This window comes from Paenibacillus lacisoli (assembly GCF_030580655.1).
GTDB classification, from domain to species: Bacteria; Bacillota; Bacilli; order Paenibacillales; family Paenibacillaceae; genus Paenibacillus; species Paenibacillus lacisoli.
This window is the reverse complement of sequence record NZ_JAUQTB010000004.1, coordinates 216,374-235,762: the sequence shown is the minus strand read 5'-3', so window position 1 is coordinate 235,762 and position 19,389 is coordinate 216,374. Positions and strand designations below refer to the sequence as shown.

17 protein-coding genes are annotated in these 19,389 nt (G+C 53.3%); 10 read left to right on the top strand and 7 right to left on the bottom strand.

Features of this window, described 5'->3' with window-relative positions:
* Positions 1 to 3: 3 nt before the first annotated feature.
* Complete coding sequence (locus Q5741_RS10470) at positions 4 to 423, top strand: GNAT family N-acetyltransferase (RefSeq protein WP_305024030.1); 420 nt, start codon at positions 4 to 6, stop codon at positions 421 to 423.
* Positions 424 to 647: 224 nt separating this feature from the next.
* Complete coding sequence (locus tag Q5741_RS10465) at positions 648 to 2,651, top strand: beta-galactosidase (protein ID WP_305024029.1); 2,004 nt, start codon at positions 648 to 650, stop codon at positions 2,649 to 2,651.
* Between the two features lie 96 nt (positions 2,652 to 2,747).
* Here Q5741_RS10465 and Q5741_RS10460 read toward each other — a convergent pair whose 3' ends face one another.
* From Q5741_RS10460 to Q5741_RS10450, 3 genes are all read right to left on the bottom strand, one after another.
* The gene (locus tag Q5741_RS10460; protein ID WP_407074342.1) at positions 2,748 to 3,872 is read right to left on the bottom strand and encodes a PAS domain-containing sensor histidine kinase; all 1,125 of its coding nucleotides are present in this window, start codon (positions 3,870 to 3,872) and stop codon (positions 2,748 to 2,750) included.
* Entirely contained in the window at positions 3,865 to 4,518 is a 654-nt protein-coding gene (locus Q5741_RS10455) for a response regulator (RefSeq protein ID WP_305024070.1), read from the bottom strand. Before Q5741_RS10455 ends, Q5741_RS10460 begins: the two co-directional genes overlap by 8 nt.
* A gap of 103 nt (positions 4,519 to 4,621) precedes the next feature.
* Entirely contained in the window at positions 4,622 to 5,071 is a 450-nt protein-coding gene (locus Q5741_RS10450) for a GAF domain-containing protein (protein ID WP_305024028.1), read from the bottom strand.
* Positions 5,072 to 5,412: 341 nt separating this feature from the next.
* On the opposite strand from Q5741_RS10450, the gene Q5741_RS10445 reads away from it, so the two are divergent.
* Positions 5,413 to 6,162 (top strand): Crp/Fnr family transcriptional regulator, encoded by a 750-nt coding sequence (locus Q5741_RS10445; RefSeq protein ID WP_305024027.1) that lies wholly within the window; start codon positions 5,413 to 5,415, stop codon positions 6,160 to 6,162.
* A gap of 202 nt (positions 6,163 to 6,364) precedes the next feature.
* Here the strand turns inward: Q5741_RS10445 and Q5741_RS10440 are convergent, their stop codons facing one another.
* Together Q5741_RS10440 and Q5741_RS10435 are read right to left on the bottom strand one after the other, a co-directional pair.
* Complete coding sequence (locus Q5741_RS10440; protein ID WP_305024026.1) at positions 6,365 to 6,517, bottom strand: hypothetical protein; 153 nt, start codon at positions 6,515 to 6,517, stop codon at positions 6,365 to 6,367.
* Positions 6,518 to 6,787: 270 nt separating this feature from the next.
* Entirely contained in the window at positions 6,788 to 8,398 is a 1,611-nt protein-coding gene (locus Q5741_RS10435; protein WP_305024069.1) for a gamma-glutamyltransferase family protein, read from the bottom strand.
* A gap of 324 nt (positions 8,399 to 8,722) precedes the next feature.
* Between Q5741_RS10435 and Q5741_RS10430 the strand changes: the two genes are divergently transcribed.
* The 6 genes from Q5741_RS10430 to Q5741_RS10405 all read left to right on the top strand — a co-directional run bounded on the left by Q5741_RS10430 (position 8,723) and on the right by Q5741_RS10405 (position 15,384).
* Positions 8,723 to 10,066: an extracellular solute-binding protein gene (locus Q5741_RS10430; protein WP_305024025.1), complete on the top strand. Its 1,344-nt coding sequence runs from the start codon at positions 8,723 to 8,725 to the stop codon at positions 10,064 to 10,066.
* A 96-nt stretch (positions 10,067 to 10,162) separates the two neighbouring features.
* A complete protein-coding gene (locus Q5741_RS10425) occupies positions 10,163 to 11,053 on the top strand; it encodes a carbohydrate ABC transporter permease (RefSeq protein ID WP_305024024.1) in 891 nt (296 codons plus the stop codon).
* A gap of 15 nt (positions 11,054 to 11,068) precedes the next feature.
* Positions 11,069 to 11,893: a carbohydrate ABC transporter permease gene (locus Q5741_RS10420; RefSeq protein ID WP_305024023.1), complete on the top strand. Its 825-nt coding sequence runs from the start codon at positions 11,069 to 11,071 to the stop codon at positions 11,891 to 11,893.
* 112 nt (positions 11,894 to 12,005) lie between these two features.
* On the top strand, positions 12,006 to 13,721 hold the full coding sequence (locus Q5741_RS10415; protein ID WP_305024068.1) for a sensor histidine kinase: 1,716 nt from the start codon (positions 12,006 to 12,008) through the stop codon (positions 13,719 to 13,721).
* The gene (locus Q5741_RS10410; protein ID WP_305024022.1) at positions 13,718 to 14,899 is read left to right on the top strand and encodes a response regulator transcription factor; all 1,182 of its coding nucleotides are present in this window, start codon (positions 13,718 to 13,720) and stop codon (positions 14,897 to 14,899) included. Before Q5741_RS10415 ends, Q5741_RS10410 begins: the two co-directional genes overlap by 4 nt.
* 26 nt (positions 14,900 to 14,925) lie before the next feature.
* On the top strand, positions 14,926 to 15,384 hold the full coding sequence (locus tag Q5741_RS10405; RefSeq protein ID WP_305024021.1) for a pyridoxamine 5'-phosphate oxidase family protein: 459 nt from the start codon (positions 14,926 to 14,928) through the stop codon (positions 15,382 to 15,384).
* Positions 15,385 to 15,470: 86 nt separating this feature from the next.
* Here Q5741_RS10405 and Q5741_RS10400 read toward each other — a convergent pair whose 3' ends face one another.
* Entirely contained in the window at positions 15,471 to 15,731 is a 261-nt protein-coding gene (locus tag Q5741_RS10400) for a hypothetical protein (RefSeq protein ID WP_305024020.1), read from the bottom strand.
* Between the two features lie 252 nt (positions 15,732 to 15,983).
* Between Q5741_RS10400 and Q5741_RS10395 the strand changes: the two genes are divergently transcribed.
* The gene (locus tag Q5741_RS10395) at positions 15,984 to 18,329 is read left to right on the top strand and encodes an Ig-like domain-containing protein (RefSeq protein ID WP_305024019.1); all 2,346 of its coding nucleotides are present in this window, start codon (positions 15,984 to 15,986) and stop codon (positions 18,327 to 18,329) included.
* A gap of 83 nt (positions 18,330 to 18,412) precedes the next feature.
* Here Q5741_RS10395 and Q5741_RS10390 read toward each other — a convergent pair whose 3' ends face one another.
* Positions 18,413 to 19,360, bottom strand: a complete 948-nt coding sequence (locus tag Q5741_RS10390; protein ID WP_305024018.1) for an alpha/beta hydrolase — start codon at positions 19,358 to 19,360, stop codon at positions 18,413 to 18,415.
* Between the last annotated feature and the right edge of the window lie 29 nt (positions 19,361 to 19,389).

Genomic DNA, 19,389 nt, shown 5'->3' with positions numbered 1-19,389 from the left:
ATGATGAGCATTACTTATATAGAATCGATAGAAGGGCTGAAGGAATCGTCCTTTGCGGAAGGTTTTTTTGACGGTTGGCCCAATCCGCCTTCAGTAACCACACTAATACGTATTCTCGGGAATTCCTCGCATATTGTACTGGCAGTAGATGAGAACAAGGGGCTTATTGTCGGCTATATCAATGCATTAGCGGATGGGGTGCTGACAGCCTATATTCCTCTGCTTGAAGTAGTGCCTGACTACAAGGCTCAGGGAATCGGAGATTCACTTGTTCGCAGGATGCTCGAAAGGTTGAAGGATTACTACATGATTGACCTGCTGTGTGACCCCGAGCTGCAGGGATATTATGAGCGGCATGGAATGATCCGGACATCCGGCATGCTGAAGCGCAATTATGCCATGCAGGCGGGTATTCCATGGTAAGGCGGCTCGAGTCCTTTTTTGACTAGCATTAAACAGCAGGGGGGGCCATGCAACCATGCAACGGTCCTCCGGAATAGCAGCTGAAACAGACCAGGTCACAGCTCATTGTATTTATTCAAGGATGATGATAGATTTAAAGCGTATTCATAAAACGTTTTCGGTCGATTGATATTCATTTCATCAGCGTTAAGAGCTGGAAATTACATAAAAGGGAGTTGTAAATGATGATATGGGTTGGCGTGGATTATTACCCTGAACAATGGGATCGTTCGTTATGGGAGCAGGATGCAGTGCTGATGAAGGAGGCGGGAGTCCATGTCGTCAGAATGGCGGAATTCGCCTGGAGCCGGCTTGAGCCTCAGGAGGGAAGGTATGACTTGGCTTGGCTGGATGAAGCGATTGACCTGTTTGGAAGGTACGAGATTGCCGTTGTGCTCGGTATTCCGACTATGACGCCACCATTATGGCTCACGCAGCATTATCCAGACGTCCTTCCGGATCTGCCTGGTCAGCCATCGTCCCACCCGGGCGTGCGGGGACATCGCTGTTATAACAGTCCATCCATGCGTAAATATACACGCCTGATTGCAGAGAAGCTGGCTGAACATTACAAGGACCACCCGGCCGTGATCGGCTGGCAGACGGACAACGAGTTCTCCTTGCATATGTGCCGCTGCAAGCACTGTATACATGGGTTTCATCAGTGGCTGCAGGAACGGTATGAGACGCTGGAGGTAGTCAACCGGGAATGGGGGACGGCTGTGTGGAGCGGAGCGTATACGGACTGGAGTCAGATTACATTGTATGAGACGAGCGAGCAGCATTTTAATCCTTCGTTCCTGCTGGATTACCGGCGTTTCCAGAGCGAATCGGTCGTCCGTTACCAGCAGATCCAGGTCGATGCAATTCGTCAGCATAATCCGGAGCAGTTCATCACCCATAATACGTGGAGCGCACCGCTGCCGCTGGAGCACGAGAAGCTGTATGAACCGCTTGATTTTGCATCATTTGATTACTACCCGGCGTCCAGTCCGGACAAGACCGCAACCAACCCTTACAGCGGTGCACTGCTCCTTGACCGGACCCGCGGTTTCAAAAATCGCAATTTCTGGGTCATGGAGCAGTTCGGCGGGCCGCCGGGCAGCTGGATGCCGATCTGGCGCAGCCCTTATCCTGGCTTCATCCGTGCGTATGCTTGGCAGAGCATCTCAAGGGGAGCGGATGGTGTAGTATTTTTCCGCTGGCGCAGTGCGATAGCCGGAGCAGAGCAGTTCTGGCATGGCTTAATTGATCATAGCAATGTACCTGGGCGGCGCTTCGAGGAATTCCGCACCTTCGCCGGTGAGGTTCGTGCATTGTCCGAACAGCTGTCAGACACTGTTCTGGTTAATCGTGCTGCCATTTTATACGATTTTGCCAGTCATACGGCACTGCAGCTGCAGCCTCAGGTAGAGGGCTTTGATTACTACGAAGAGTTGAAAGTCATTCACCGCAGCTTCGTGAAGCTCGGTATCGGCATAGATGTGATCACAGACGTTTCCCATCTGGAGCGTTACGATCTCGTTGTCGTGCCCTCCATGTTTGTGCTTGAACCTGGCACGGCAGATGCTATTGCCGGTTATGTCCAACAAGGGGGACTTCTCATTGCCACACCCCGAACCGGGGTCAAGGAGGGGAATAACCAATGTATTATGCGGCCGCTGCCGGGTCCGCTGAGTGAATGCTTGGGTGTGCAGGTGACAGAATATGATCCGATTGCTCTTGACCGCCATACCTTCCATGATGAAGACGGTACGCTGTATCACTGCTCGCTCTGGAATGACCTGCTGAAACTCACTACGGCGCGTGCCGTCGCTTGGTATTCCGGCGATTTTTACGAAGGCACGCCTGCGGTAAGCGTCAATGCATGGGGAGAAGGCCAGGCGTATTATCTGGCTACCTTCCCCGAAGAGGCATACTGGCATAGGCTGTTGGCCGAATTAGCTCGCAGCCTTCACATTCCGGTGATAAGCCAGCTGCCGGAAGGTGTACAGATCTCCACCCGCCAAAGAGGAGAGGCTGTATATACCTTTGTCCTAAATTTAAGCCGTGAAGTGAAGACGGTGAAGCTTGATCATCCTTATGAACGGCTGCTGGGCCGTGGCCAGGCCTCATCTACTTTGGAGCTTGAGCCTTACGGAGTGGAAGTGCTGCAATCTGCACCGCAAAAGCATATAGGACAGGCGTAACGCCGGCAGAAATAAAGGCATTCCGTACACCGTGAAGAGCACGGACGGAATGCCTTTTCTATAATGCTGCGTCTCTTGTCATGAATAATAATACAATCATTCCTTCGGCACAACAGGAAGCACCAGGCTTACTACAGTACCCTGACCCGGCTGGGACATGACCTGAATACGGCCGCCCGCACCACGGGCCCGCTCTTCCATGCTGAACATGCCCACACCATCACCGGCTGTCTCAGGCGTAAAACCTGCACCCTGATCTTCGATCCTGGTCACAACCAGTGCGCCTTCATCCAGCAGGGACACTGCCGCTTCGGCTACATCAGCGTACTTGGCGATATTCGTAAGAGCCTCTTGCACAATCCGGTAGATGGCAATCTCCTGCTGAAGGTCAATACGCCGGCGGAGTGTACAGTTGAATGCCACATCGATTCCATAATGACGGGAATAGTTATCAATATAAGTACGAATGGCCGGTACCACTCCAAGGTCGTCCAGTACGGACGGACGAAGCTCCCATGCCAGCCCGCGCACCTCTTCAATAATATCAGTGACCTGCTGGCGCAGCTGTGCCAGATGCTCATCCGCATGCTCCGCCAGCTGGCGGTCAATCTGGATGACGAGGGAGAACAGGCTCTGGCCGACTCCATCATGGAGCTCTCGGGAGAACCGTTTCCGTTCTTCCTCCTGAATGCGCATCATCTGGTTCATCATGGACTGCAGCTCGGCCTCTACCTGCTTCAGCTTGGTGACCTCATTACGGACTGCCAAATACTGATAAGGTCTGCCGCTGCCCTGCTTGTCGAGGATCGGTACGATCGTCGTATTGACCCAGTAGTAGCTGCCATCCTTCGCCTGGTTCTTGATCTCTCCCCGCCATACCTTCCCGGATGAGATGGTAGCCCACAGATTCTGCATAAACTCCTTGTCATGATACCCCGAGTTAATCAGCCGGTGATCCCTGCCGATCAGCTCGTCACGCGAAAATTGGGAGATCTCGCAGAATTTATCGTTGACATAGCGGATGATACCTTTGCGGTCGGTCAGGGCAACAATCGAGGATTCATCGAGTGCAAACTTCAGGTCAGACAGCTGATGGAGCGAGGTGCCCAGCTCTTCCCGGAAGTCGGGGTCTGGAATATGCTGGTCCAGCTCACTCAGAAGCTTGCCCACCTGCATGCCGATCATTTCATCCGAAGGCGGATGATGGCTGTCTTTATTCAAAGTTCAACAGTCCCTTCTTCATCGCATATTTGACAAGCTCCGGTCGTGTCTTCAGCTGCAGCTTCTCCATCAGGTTACTTTTGTGCGTCTCGACGGTCTTGACGCTAATAATCAAATGCTCGGCAATTTCCTTGTTGGAGTAGCCTTTGGCAACCCAGCCCAAGATTTCCTTTTCCCGTTCGGACAACAGCTCATAAGGCCCTGATGCACCTTCCTGCTTCACCTTGTCAAGGTACTCGCTCATCAGCCGCTTAGTTGCTGTGGGATGAAGATAAGCGCTTCCTTCTGCGACAGACTGAATGGCGCTGATCAGCTCCTGATGGGGGGCGCTCTTCAGAATATAACCGGATGCCCCGGCCTGAATGGCCCGGAACAGATACTCTTCATCATCGTGCATGGTCAGAATGAGAATGGCGACATCCGGCATCAGCTTCTTCAGCTCGGTGGTTGCCGTCAGCCCATCCTTTCCGGGAGGCATGCTGAAATCCATCAGAACCACATCCGGTTTCAATTCCTGGGCCTTGGCAATGGCCTCATCGCCGTCAGCCGCATCCCCAATGACTGTGATCTCGTGCTTGCCGTCGAGCAGAGCGATCAGACCGGAACGAACCACGATATGATCATCTACTACTAAAATTCGAACCACGTTAGCTCCTCCGTCTCTGTAGTATCCTCTAATTACCATAAGCATACAGAAAAACAGGGGCCCCTTCAATAAGAGGCTCCCTGCTTCTGTGCACAATCGTGTACTATACCGAAGGTTCCGCGAGCAGCAGGCTGCGCAGCTTGGCGGCAGCTGACTCGGCAGATTTCAAATCTTCCGGTGTATAAACATGCGGCGAACGGCGGCCTACCATAAGAACTCCCACCGCCTGGCCATCTGCCGAACGCAGCGGCACAGCCATTGCTGCATGCAGCTGCTCTGCGAGCATCAGCGGACTGTTCTGGCGCAGCTTGGCCAGATCAGGTTCGGCATCGTCCAGCTTGACCGGACGTCCCGAGCGCAGGGTCAACCCGGCAATTCCCCGCCCGGGCTTTACAATAATACGCCGGTACCGCCCATTGCGGCTGCCGGACACGTACAACCAGCCTACCTTGCCTTCAGGAAGAGCGGCGAGCGCGACACCGGCGATGTCGCTGCGGCTGTCTGTGCATACGAGGTCGATTTCCCTTTGGATTTCAGCCGGCAATTCTGGCATCCTGTTCACTTCCTTTATTAAAGGAGGATCCGGCCGTACGGCGGATCTCCAGTTTCTGAATATGCTGTTAATAGATCAGTTGTCGTTTATTGCGTTGCCCGTTAATCATTGTAGGCTCTTTTGTACAAAAAGTAAGTCGGGGAAAACCCCTAACTGTTCCTCCCACCTGCACTGATAATGCCGTGTAGTGGCAAGTTACCATAGAACTCAGGGTTTTGTAGTGAGGAAAGTCACACCTAAATCAGGGGATTGCGAAGTTTAATTTCAGGAGTTATCCCGATATGGAAACAGCCGGGTTCAGGTTATGATGAATACATCAGGAACCGAGGGGGACGAGGAAAATGGGAATGACGATGATGGAGCGGACGGATGTAATGGTGGCTGCTGTAGGCAGAGGCGGGATTGAAAAATATTTGACAGCGGGGCAGGCAGATTTGCTGGGACAGATCATGCAGCCGAAGAAAGCGAAAGCCGGCATGACCTTATTTATGGAAGGCGAGCAGGCCGGACAGCTGTACTATATCCGTTCCGGGCGGGTTCAGCTCCGCAAATCGACGGAAGACGGCAAGGAGCTGATCCTGTCCATCCAGCAGAACGGGGATATTATCGGTGAATTCAGCGGTCTGGGCGGCGAAGAATACACTTATACGGCAGAAATTGTAGAGGCCGGTGAGCTGGGCGTGATCCGGGTAAAAGATCTGGAGCAGCTGCTGGTGCAGCATGGCGACCTGGCTGTGCAGTTCATGAAATGGATGGGTACAAATCAGCGCATTCAGCAGTCCCGCTTCCGTGATCTGCTGCTGTACGGCAAGACCGGTGCATTGGCCTCGACGTTAATCCGTGCCAGCAACAGCTGCGGCGTCAAGGTGCCTGGCGGCATCATGATCAACATGAAGCTGAACCATACCGTATTGGCGGAAATGGTGGGTGCCACCCGCGAGAGCGTGAACCGGATGCTCAGCTCGCTCAAAGAACAGGGAACGATGGACGTTCTGGACGGCAAGCTGGTCATCCGCGATATGGAGGAGCTGCGCAGCATGTGCGGCTGCCCTACGTACGGACGGTGTCCGCAGGAGATCTGCCGTCTCTAGGAACCCCTATTGAGAACAAACGAAGCAACGATCCCCCTCACCTTCCTATATATAGAACGGATTGCGAATCCGAGTGGAGAGCGCCAACAAGATGAACGGAACAAACAAGCCGGCCCCGAAGGGACCGGCTTGTTCTCATGTATGAAGCATCTCCTTCTTATGAAGGAGGCGTATTAATTCGCAAGAAACAGGCGAGTAAAACTTAACGTCCTGCCTTGGCTGTACGGGCCAGCAGATACTCGAGCTTGCGGGTGATATCTTTCTGCCATTTCGTATCACCGATTTGAACCGCAAGGTTCAGCAAATCCAGATAGTCATCAACATGAAGGGAAGTCTTTTGCAGAGATGCGTTCATCAGGCGGGTACTCTCCTTTGCGGGTAAAATAAGGATCTATGCATCAACGGTCGGTATTTCAGCAATTGAATGAACAATCGATATGAATCCAAAATAAAGTTTTGTAGATCAGATGTTCTACAATAATGATAATCATTATCAGATCATTATGCAAGAGGGCAAGAATAAAAAAACGATGAAAAGTAAAAGCCTGCTACCGCCGAGACCGGCAGCAGACAGGCTTGTATGAATAAAGGGTATGAGCGCATGCGCATATGGAGGGAGAAAAGGTTACCAGGCCGCGATGCTTCCGTCCGTCCGCGTCTCCGTGCCTCCGCACAGCACGCCGGTGGCCGGATCACGCCAGATGGCCTGGCCGCGGCCGAAGATGCCGGAATCCGTCGCGATGCGGATATCGTGGCCAAGCCGGGCAAGCGCCTGAGCGATGTGCACCGGGAAATGGGGCTCGACCCAGATCGTCTTGTCCCGGGTCCACTGCCAGCGCGGTGAATCGAGTGCCGCCTGGGGATTCAGGCCATGGTCGATCGTATTCATCACGACCTGTACATGTCCCTGCGGCTGCATGAAGCCGCCCATCACCCCGAACGGGCCAACCGGCGCGCCGTTCTTTGTCAGAAAGCCCGGAATAATCGTATGGTAAGTACGCTTGCCCGGGGCCAGGCAATTGTCATGGTCCGGGTCCAGCGAGAAATTATGGCCGCGGTTCTGCAGACCGATTCCGGTACCCGGTACCACGACACCGGAGCCAAAACCCATGTAGTTACTCTGAATGAAGGAGACCATGTTGCCTTCCGCATCGGCTGCAGCGAGATAGACGGTTCCACTGCCATTAGGCCTGCCGGCCTCCGGCACCGCCGCCTGCTCCCCGATCAGCGCCCGCCGCTGCGCTGCATAAGCCTCAGACAGCAGCTCCTCGAAAGGCACCTTCATATCCCGGGAGTCGGTAATGTACTGCTGCCCGTCCGCGAAGGCCAGCTTGATCGCCTCCAGCTGGCGGTGGTACGCGGTTACGGATTCCTTCTCGGGGAATTCGAACCCTTTCAGTACATTTAATGCCAGAAGGGCGACCAGACCCTGCCCGTTCGGCGGGATCTCCCATACGTCATATCCCCGGTAGTTCACGGAGATCGGGTCGACCCATTCCGGCTGGAAGGCGGCCAGGTCTTCCTTCGTCAGGAAGCCGCCGTGTTCCGCGATGCAGTCGTGAATACGCTGCGCCAGCTCGCCCTCGTAGAAGTCGCGGGCGTCGCTCTCCCCGATGGCCCGCAGTGTTGCCGCGTGGCCGGGCGAACGCCAGACGGCGCCGGCCTTCGGCTCGAAGCCGTCCGGCGTGAATGTCTCGCGCCAGGCATCCAGCAGGGAGCCCTTCAGCACCTGCCCGAATACTCGGGCACCGCGCTCCCAGAAGCCAGCCAGCACCGGCGCGAGCGGGTAGCCTTCCTCCGCGTAACGGATCGCGGGAGCCAGTGTTTCGGCCAGGGACAGCCTGCCGAAACGGCGGGACAGCTCGGCCCAGGCAGCCGGAGCGCCAGGTACGGTCACCGGAACGGGACCGAACTTGGGCATCTCCTCGTGGCCGAGCGCCTTCACGGCCTCGATGGAGATCGACTGCGGCGCCGGGCCGCTCGAATTGAGTCCGTGCAGCTTGCCCTCGGTCCAGACGAGGGCGAAGGCATCGCCGCCGATTCCATTCGACGTTGGCTCCAGCACGGTCAAGGCGGCAGCTGTGGCGATGGCCGCGTCGATCGCGTTGCCGCCCTTCTTCAGAATATCGAGACCGGCCTGCGCGGCGAGCGGCTGGGAGGTGGCGACCATGCCCTGGCGGGCATAAACCGGAACACGGTAGGAAGGGTAGGGCTGGTACAGTGAATCGAATTGCATGAGATCAGTCAGCTCCTTTGTGGCGACGTTGGCTGGTGCGTGCTGATAAAGCTCAGTCATAACAGTCAGCAAGGCCGGATGTTTGTTGGTAATAATGATAAGTTCAAGTGCATGATTATTCAACGGTGACATCACGGTGTAATGAATAGCTTTTTATTATGAATAGGTTCAGCTTAGGCACATCTCGCCCGAAGCCTTTTTTAAGATTTGGTGCAGGACACGAACCTTAAAAAACCAAACCTCACTTCATAATTTCACACATTGTTCGTATAGTCCGCTTGGCACATAATGGACTTATATTCCACTGAGGAGGAGAAAAGGGGCATGAGTAAAAAGAGGATGAAAGCGTTTGCTACAGGTGTGATTTCCAGCCTGATGGTACTGAGTCTGGCCGCATGCGGCGGTCAGGAGAACAGCAATGACACAGGCAGTAACAAAGCGGCCGACGGCAGCGGAGGCAGCAAGGCCAAGGATGTGACAATTACCTTCCAGAATATTAACCCGGATCCGACGACACCTTCTTATAAAATGATCAACGAACTGGTGGATCAATATCAGAAAGATCATCCGAATGTCCATATTGAGCTTGATTCCCTCAACACCGACCAGCAGAAGCTGAAGCTGAAGACCCAGGCGGCATCCAAAGAGGTACCGGATATTACGATCGTGAACCCGGCTGCGCAGATGAAACCGTTCGTCGATGCCAAGCTGCTGGCACCGCTGGATGACATGCTGGATAAGGACGGTCTCAGAGATACGTATCTGAGCGGACTGCTCGATTACTACAGCTTTGACAATAAGGTTTATGCCGTTCCGGATGGCAGCAATATTGAAGTTGTGTTCTATAACAAGGAGCTGTTCGATCAGGCAGGCATCAAGGAGCTGCCGAAGACATTTGACGAGCTGCTGGCTGCAGTCAAAGCACTGAAGGCCAAAGGCATCACGCCAATCGCGATCGGGGAGAAAGATTCCTGGACGGGTTCCTTCCTGTTCATGAACATTCTGCTGCGTACGAATGGCGGACCTGGCTTCCTGCAGGATGTACTGGACGGCAAAAAAACGTTTAACGACCCGGCCTTTACGGAAGCTGTCGCAGCCTTCCAGGAGCTGGTCAAAGCAGGCGCATTCCCGGATGGAGCTACATCCATTGACTATAATGCAGGCGGCAATATTTTCAAAACAGGTAAAGCGGCCATGTATATCATGGGTACTTGGGAGACCGGTTCTATTGACTCCTCGTCCGTAGCCGGCAAGGTTGGAGCGTTCCAGTTCCCGACCGTGAATGGCAAAGGGGACCCGAACGATTATGTGATTGCACCAGGCAGTGCCTTTGCAGTGTCTGCCAACAGCGAACATCTTCAGGAAACAAAGGATTTCCTTCACTTTTTCACATCTGAAATGCCGAAGAAGCAGTTTGAGCTGAAGAATGCAGTCGGCAGCGGACAGAAAATCGATGGTGATTTCAAGGCTGCAGGTTACTCCGATCTGGCCATCGGACTGCTGGACCTGTTCAAGAACATTAAAGGCGGCGATCTTGCCTTTGATAACACAATGAACCCGGCTGTGGCTCAGGCGCATTTGAGCAGCATCCAGAATCTGTTCGTGCAGCAGGTGGATCCTGCGCAGGTAGCACAGGAGCATCAGGCAGCATTTGATTCCAACAAGTAAACATAGTACGGCAGAGACAGGGGGAGGGAGCTTAGCTCCTTTCCTCCGGTTTCGCTGCATCCAAACGGCCTTACTTTTTAGGGGGAGTGATTACCGGTGAATGTGCTCAAAGTACCGGCCCGCACGATAGCGGCATTTGTACTGCCCTGCGTGCTGCTGTATGTATGTATGGTGTTTGTTCCGATTCTGGTTTCCATCTATACTGGTCTGCTGAGCTGGGATGGTATAACGGAGTCGAAATTTGTAGGACTGGACAATTTCCGCAATATTCTTACGAATGATCCGGTGTTCTGGCCGTCCGTCCGCCGCACGCTGATGTTCGCGGTGTTCTCTATGCTGGAGATTCCAGTCTGTCTGTATCTGGCCATTCTGCTTAACCGTTACGTGAAGAAGTCCAACACGCTGGTGACGCTCTATTTTCTGCCGGTCATCCTGTCGGTGGTTATCATTGGACAGCTGTGGAAGACCATCTATAACCCGGCTTCCATGGGCGGTATGCTGAACGGTATTCTGGAATGGGTAGGACTCGGCGATTGGGGGCGTAACTGGCTGACCGATCCTTCCATCGCTATGTATTCGCTGTATTTTGTATCCTTATGGCAGTACTTCGGCTATCATCTGCTGATCCAGTTTACCGGTGTGCAGAATATTCCGGACGAGCTGTACGAGGCAGCCAAGATCGACGGAGCGGAAGGCTTCAAGGCTGACCGTCATATTACATTTCCACTGATCGTACCTGTGTTCAAAATTTCAATTGTCCTTGCCTTTATCGGTTCCCTGCAGTCGTTTGACCTCATCTGGGTCATGACCGCCGGCGGTCCGGCGCATGCCACGGATACGGTTGCTACGTATATGTATAACATGTCCTTCCTATCCTTGAAATACGGCTACGGAAGCGCTCTGGCGACCGTGCTCGTCGTGCTGTGTCTGGTATGTACGGTGTTCATAAATTTTGTTTTCAAACGGCTGGAAAATAAGGTAAGCTAGGGGGGACAAGAGAGAATGATAGCGCTTAAGAAGAGTATTATCTATTTGATTTTGGCGATCCTGGTGCTGACGCAGATTTATCCGCTATTCTGGCTGCTCACCTACTCGCTGAAGACCAATGAGGAAATCCTTGGTTCGAGCTTTTTCGCTCTGCCCGGGGCCCCCCAATGGCATAACTACAAAGAGGCTTATGAGGCGGGCAACTATTTACGTTATCTGGGCAACAGTGTATTCGTTACTGTCATTACGATGGCATGTGTTATTCTGCTGAGTTCTATGGCGGCATATGCGATTACCCGCTTCCGCTGGCGTTACGGCGGCCTGGTTATGCTGCTGTTCCTCGTCGGAATGATGATTCCGATGCAGGCTACGCTGCTGCCGCTGATGATTATTTTCAAGAATATTCATATCCTTAACACCCATCTGTCGCTGATCCTGCCCTATGTGGCATTTCAGACACCGATTGCAGTTTTTATCCTCAGCGGTTTCATGAGGGCCATTCCCCATGAGATTGAGGAATCCGCATATATGGACGGCGCAAGCATTTACCGGATATTCCGCAGCATTATCGTACCGATCTCGGTGCCTCCGGTGATGACGGTCTGTATTCTGACCTTTATCAATATCTGGAACGAATATATTATGGCGGCGACGTTTATTTCGTCCGAGAAGCTGAAGACTCTTCCGTTCGGCGTGTACACCTTCGTCAGCCAGTATTCGGTGAACTACGGCAATATTGGCGCGTTCCTCGTGATGGCCGCACTGCCGGTCATTGTGATTTACTTTATTTTATCGGAGAAAATTACGAAGGGCATGGTCGCCGGCGCTGTGAAAGGCTGATCCAGACTGCTGCGGAGCAGGAACAGGCTGAGGCGGCCTGAAAGGAGAAGACGTGTTATCCCGTCGTTTTGATACCATTCATCAACGCCTGTTTCTGCTGTTCCTGTTTTGCATGTCCGGGATCGTGCTGTGTGTCAGCCTGCTGTTCTACAACCGGGCAACGACACAGTTCCAGAACAAGGTCAGTGATCTGTCCCAGAAGAACGTCTCGCAGACAGCCAATCTGTTCGAGCTGCTGCTGAACGGTTATGACAGTCTGTCCAAATCCATCAGCAATAATATGGACCTCGTGCGTCTCTTGTCCCAGCCGGGACAGGCACCCGCGGTCTCTTACATCAACGAGCGTACGATCACGAATATGATCGGCGCCATTTACTATTCCAGGGAGGACCTGACCGGGATTCATATTCTGACGGACACCGGCAAGGTCTATAACTATGGTAACTTCATGAATGTGGTGAATCCGGATTATCCGCAGACGGACTGGTACCAGGAGATCAAGCGATCAGCCGGCAAAATCGTCTGGCTCGGCGTCTATCCACGCTCGATCATTGACGAGATGGAGGATAAGCCGGTTTTTGCGTTCGGCCGCCAGATCTATGACCTCAATGAGCATCGTCCCATAGGCATCGTGCTGTTCGAGACGGATCCGAAATCTATCTTGTCTGCACTGGATAATTTGCGTCTGGGGCCTAACAGTGAGGTTTTTCTTATGGGTCACGATCACCGGGTTGTCTCTGCCACCACCTCGAATCCGCCGCCGTCCCTGCAAGGATTGGAGGACGATGACGGACAGATGAAGGTGGAACGGCGCGGGGACGAAATTGTAATCGCTTCCAAGCTGCCTTTTGCCAACTGGTCGGTCATCAGTGTGACCCCGAACCACGATCTGAATGTGGAGCTGGCCCAGACGCAGCGTTACATGCTGATCATGGTTCCGATCCTGATTGTTGTCTCTGCCCTAATCGCTTTGTTTGTGTCGAGAAGCATTTCCATGCCGCTGAAACGGCTGGTCCGCGAGATGAAGGAGGTCGAGAACGGGAACTTCACTACTACCCTCCAGGTCAGCTCCTTCCAGGAGATTGACCATCTCGTCGTTTCCTTTAATCACATGGTTGGACGTATTGAGGAATTAATTGAACTGGTCAAAATTTCCTCGGTCAGTGAAAAAAATGCGGAGCTGCATGCGCTGCAATCCCAGGTGAACCCGCATTTTCTATACAATACTTTGGATATGATCTATTGGATGCTGGATGAGAAGGGTCAGGACCATCTCGGGGACGTTGTGCTTTCCCTCTCCCATATGTTCCGCTACAGCAGTCATTGGGAAGAAGGGGACCGGGCCACGCTCCGCGGGGAGCTGGAGCAGACCGGCCATTATTTGACCATTATTAAAGCAAGGCTGGAGGGTCGGCTCGAAGTCAGCCTGGAAGTGGATGAGAGCTGGATGGACATTCAGCTGCCGAAGATGACGCTGCAGCCCCTGATTGAGAATGCGGTGAAGCACGGACTGGAACCGCTGCCGGGTGAAGTAAACGGACTGCTGCGTGTCCGGACGGCGACAGAGGGCAGCGTGCTGCATATTATTGTTGAAGATAACGGTGTGGGCATGAGTGCGGCACGGCTGCTGGAATTAAAGTCTCTTCTGGCCGGTGTCCGCCATGGCGGACATACCGGGAATGGCATCGGCTTGGAGAACCTGAATCTGAGATTGCGCCACATGTACGGAGAAGATTATGGAATGGATATCTACAGCGGACCGGATGTTGGGACGAAGATCGTCGTCAGTATTCCGCTGCCGCTGGACAAAGGAGAGGTTTGCATATGAATATACTGATCGCAGATGATGAGAGCGTCATTCGACAGGGAATCAAGCGGACCATCGAGCAGGCCTATCCATCCTACGCCATACACCTGGCATCCTCTACCGAGGAGGCCGCTGCGATTCTGCAGGAACAGCCGGTTGATATCGTTTTAACGGACATTCTAATGCCTGGTATGGATGGGCTGGAATTCATGCGGATCTCCAAGCGCAAGCATCCACAGATGAAATGGGTGGTGATCTCCGCCCACTCGGAATTCGCTTATGCCCAGAAGGCTGTCAAGCTGGGAGCCAAGGATTATCTGCTTAAACCTATTGGTAAAAAGAAGCTGATCGAATGTGTCGAGACACTTGCCGACGAAGCCCGGGCTGAGCGTCAGCGGATGAAGGAGGGCAAACTGCTGCAGGGCAGCATCGGATACCTGCGCGAGGCCGTCTTCCAGCGGCATGCGCTCGGGCTGGACACCGGCAAGCTGGACGTGACTCCGTTCGTCGAGAATTATCCGCATTTTCATCTATATATGGTGCAGATGGAGGCCGAGCGCAAGAAGACGCATTTGGAGCATTTTATCATTGAGAATGTCCTGTCAGAGCTTATCGAGCGCAGTGGATTGGGATTTGTCGTTAGTCTGGACCGGCAGAGCCTGCTGGGGCTTGTCAAGCTGAACCGGGAGGACGAGGCGGGTGGATTGGAAGAGGAGCTGCTGTCCCATCTCCGCCGGTATATCAAGGTTCCGTTTCATGTCATTCGTTCCGGTCCTCACCAGGATTTCGGGCAGGTGCCGGAAGAGGTGGCGAAGCTGCGCCAGGCAGCAGCCGGACAGGGCAATGAGTGTGTGAAGAGCAGCGGGGACAAGGCGATTGAGGTGGCCCTGCAGTATATCCGTGCTCATTATGCCGATGATTTGTCGCTGGAGAAGGTAGCCTCCGTCGTGTTTTTGACACCGGTCTATTTCAGCCAGCTGTTCAAACAGAAAACTGGTCAGGGGTATAAGGAGTACGTCATTTCCCTGCGGATGGAGCAGGCTAAGCGGCTGCTGCTGAATTCAGAGCTGAAGCTGGCGGATGTGGCCGAGCAGATCGGCTACCAGGATGTGCGCCATTTTACCCAGGTGTTCCGCAAAAAATGTTCAGTGACCCCGACCGAATACAGGCAGGGGAAATACGGTGAGGTGAAGAAGTAGTCAGGCAGAAGGAAGGTGTAATAAGGATGGAAGTCCAACTGCCTGAAGCGCTTCTTCATCTGCTGAATGGACAGCACCTGGAGGATAAACAGCATGATGCCATGATGCTGCAGACGGTAACCGAAGACGGATGGCCGCACAATGCAATGCTGAGTGTGGGTGAGGTCGTAGCCCTGGACAACGGCAGGCTGCGGCTTGCCTTATGGCCGGGAACAACAACAACGGGCAACCTGATCCGCAGCGGTCGTGCCCTGCTCGTGCTGGTGCACGAAGGAACAGCCTACTATATCCGGCTGGAATTGCAGCTGCTGCCGGAACTGGAGCAGGCGATGTATCCCCGCGCCCGCTTTGAAGCGGCGGTTGCAGCGGTCCGCGAGGACGTTGCAAAATATGCCGAGCTGCGTTCCGGTGTAACCTTTGCTCTCAAGGAGCCGGAAGCTGTCCTGCCGCGCTGGCGGGATACGCTGGAGGAATTGCTGCGTTAACGTTAGGAATGATGAAGACCCACGCTGGCGGATACGATCCGCTGGAGTGGGTCTTTGTTTTGGCTGTGGTAGATAAGGAAGTTACTTCACCTTATGAGCTCTAGGAAGATAAACAGTACGTAGAGGATGCCCGTGACGATTAATCCAATGAAGCCCCTTTTCTTGGTCCGGCGGATCGCTTCATCAGATAATTCCGGTTCACTCGCGAACATCCCGCGTTTCCCCCACATCATGCTCTCTGCCGGGTAGAAATACATATATAGCAGGATGCCGGCGAAAGGAATAAAGACCAGAAATGTACTGAGGAAAATATTAACAAATATATCAAACCAAGTTGTTTCATTCATAGGATACTTCCCTCCCTTCCCTGCAGCGGAGTTCTCAGTGTCAGGGGTGTACGGCTGATTGCAATAATTTTTCTACTTTTATTATACGAAAAATTAACATAAATGTAGTTAATATTTACCAAACAATCCTATGTCAAATTTAACAAAGCCCTAAAATTTTCCTGTTCAGGGACCGACATTAAAACGGAAGGTTCACAGCATATGTCTTGCGTATTCAAATGCTGGTACAGAATTCAATAACAGGAGGTAATCATGTTAAAGAAGAGTATTGCAGCGATGACCACGCTGATTCTGATTGTCAGTCTGCTGGCTGTCCCGGCAGGGGTGACCCGGGCGGCGGAAGCCGCATTATCCAATCTGGTCCTCTCCAAAAGCGAATTGACCCTGGAGGCTGGTGAATCAGCGGCTTTAACAGCAACAGCGGTATATAGTGACGGAACTTCCGGCAACGTAACGCTGAGTGCAGAGTGGAGCAGCAAGAACGATATCGTCGCAGCAGTCAACGGGGGTTCCGTAACAGCGAAGAGCAGCGGGACCGCCACCATCGAAGCGGCGTACAAAGGAATAACCAAGACCGTCCAGGTAACGGTGACGAAAAAGGTCAAAGCTCTGCTGAACAGCACACAGAGTGTAGACCTGCGCTTGGGCGGCAGCGAGATGATCGGATTGACGGCGATGTATGCTGACAATACGACGATGGATGTGGCTGGTACAGCCGTCTGGACCTCGGATAACACGAAGGTGGCCACGGTCCTGAACGGTAAGGTGACGGCCGTGAGTGCCGGATCCGCGAACATCCAGGCCGTATACGGCAAGCAAACGGTTATCATTCCGGTAACGGTAGAGCAGCTAAAGCGTCTGGAAGCCAACAAGACGGCCACCACACTGCTGCTGAACGAGAAGGATGATCAGATTGTTCTCACAGCCACGTATCCGAATGGAGATGTAAAGGATGTCACTGCAGCAGCGGAATGGTCATCCAGCAATGAGAAGGTAGCGGATGTGCTAAAAGGTGTGATTACCGGCTACAGCTCCGGTTCTGCCGTAATTACAGCCAAGTATGGTGCCAGAACAGCAGCGATTAATGTAGATGTAGATAAAACAAGCCGGCTCAAGGTGAACGAGAGCAGCCTTTTCCTTCATATCGATGACAGCAAACAGCTCAATCTTTCGGCGGTATATCCGGAGCGCCCGGAAGCCGATGTAACGACAGGCTCTACATGGACTTCCAGCAATGAGGCGGTGGCGTCCGTCACAGCAGGCAAGGTGCGCGGCAACAGCGCGGGAACAGCCGTTATTACCGGTAAATATGGAGATAAAACGATCCAGATTCCGGTATCCGTTGAAGTGGCCCAGTACCTGGATCTCGGAACAGAGGAAGTGGCGCTGAAGACCGACGGAACCAAGGAGCTGAAGCTGCAGGCTACGTATATTGATGGTAGCAAAGAGGATGTGACTGCCAAGGCTTCATGGACTTCCAGCAATGGTAATATTGCTTTTGTATCGGATAAAGGAATCATCACGGCGCATGAGACCGGCGAGGCGACGATTACTGCTTCCTATGGCGGAAAGACAGCAACCGTCAAGGTAGCCGTTAATGTGCCTGTGAAGATGAGCTTGTCGGCCAAATCGATTTCGCTCGATGTGGACAAGCAGATGCAGATCAATCTGATCGCTGAGTACGAGGATGGCCGTGAGGAGAACGTATCAAGCCAGGCGAAATGGACGTCCAGCTCAGATAAGGTCGTTGAAGTAGAAGATGGCCTGCTGACAGGGATTGCGATGGGGAATGCAACAGTCACTACCGAATTCAACGGAAAGAAGCTCACCGCAACTGTCAAGGTAGGGATCGTGGACAAGCTGGAAGCAAGTACGAAAGTGCTCTACCTCAGTGTAAAAGATAAAGCGGCGATAACGCTGACTACACCAGATGGTACTGCTGGCGGCAAAGACGTAACGGCAGATGCCAAATGGTCATCGAATACACCGGACGTAGCCGAGGTTAACAAGGGTGTTGTAACAGCTTACAGCAGCGGTAAAGCTACGATCACAGCTGATTATGGCTCCCAGAAGGTAACCATCCGCGTAGAAGTCGATATTGTGCAGAAAGTGACGGCCAGCGTCAACTCCCTCTCCCTGAAGTCCGGAGACAAGAAGACGATTGCGATCAAGGCAACTTATTCAGACGGTACGGTGAAGGATGTCGGTGACCAGGCCGAGTGGAAATCGTCAAGCTATAAGATTGCTACGGTCGAGGGCGGGCAGGTGACGGCTGTCAGCTACGGAACAGCCCGGATTACGGCCAAATTCAGCGGCAAAACGATCACGATTCCAGTCGATATTGATCAGCTGAAATATTTGGAGACCAGCGAAGTGATCCTGAATCTCAAGGCAGGCGACCAGGTTAAAGTGACCGCCACCGCTACCTTTAAGGACGAATCCGAGAAGGATGTCTCCAAGCCTGCGCTGTGGGCCTCCTCCAAAATTACGGTGGTAACAGCCAAAGACGGTGTCGTGAAAGCTACCGGCAAAGGGAAAGCTGTGATTACAGTATCGTACGCTGGTAAGAAGACGAAAATTCAGGTTGTCGTTAACTAACAGGTTCAGCCTGTTAGGACGACAACAGCAAACAGCCCAGGTCCCTTATAAGGGACCTGGGCTGTTTTGGAAATGATATATTGTTATTCGTCCATCCGGAATGCCTGAACCAGGGCATTGGCGCCTTGTTCAATTGCCTGCATGCCCTGAGGCAGCAGCTGAGGAAAGGTGATGAAGCCATGAATCATCCCGTCATAGCGGGCAGCTTCCGTAGGTACACCCGCTTCCTTCAGCCGCTCCGCGAACGCTTCGCCTTCATCCCGCAGCGGGTCATACTCAGCAGTGATTACGAGTGCAGGCGGGAGCTGTTCCAGATGCCCGTACCGGATCGGCGACAGGCGCGGGTCATCGGGATCGGCCTGCTCGCCTATATAACAGCGGGAGAAAAAAGCCATATCGTCAGTCGATAACAGCGGCGAATGCTCGGCTGACTGCTTAGACGGATAATCTCCGCCCATATCGGTGACCGGGTAGTAGAGCAGCTGATATCGGATTGCCGGTCCCTGCTGAGAGGCGGCCAAGATGGAGGCGACCGCCGCCAGGTTCCCGCCGGCACTGTCGCCCCCTATGGCGATGCGCTCCGGGTCCCATTGATGCTCGGATGCCTGGCGGTGAACAAGGAGCAGGGAGGTATAAGCATCATCTACCGCTGCCGGGAACGGATGCTCTGGTGCAAGGCGGTAGTCCACGGATACTACCGCACAGCGGGCCAGCTTACAGAACAGGCGGGCAATGTGATCATGGGACTGCACGCTGCCGAGTACAAAGCCGCCGCCATGATAGTAGATAAGAACAGGGTACACGTCCATGTCCGCTTCGGGATAGTAGCAGCGAGCCGGAATTTTATATCCGTCTGCAGCAGGGATAGTGATGTCGACAACACGGCCGACCGGCTCGGGCTTCGCATGCTGGCCCAGCAGGCGCGAGCCTGCTTCAGAAAGACCGCGGATATGCCGTAGAGTATGCTCGTTCAAGGCCGGACGCTGGCCCATATACTTCATCATTTGTGAAATAGCAGGATCAAGGGGCATAACGGGTTCCTCCTCTGAATCAAAAGTGA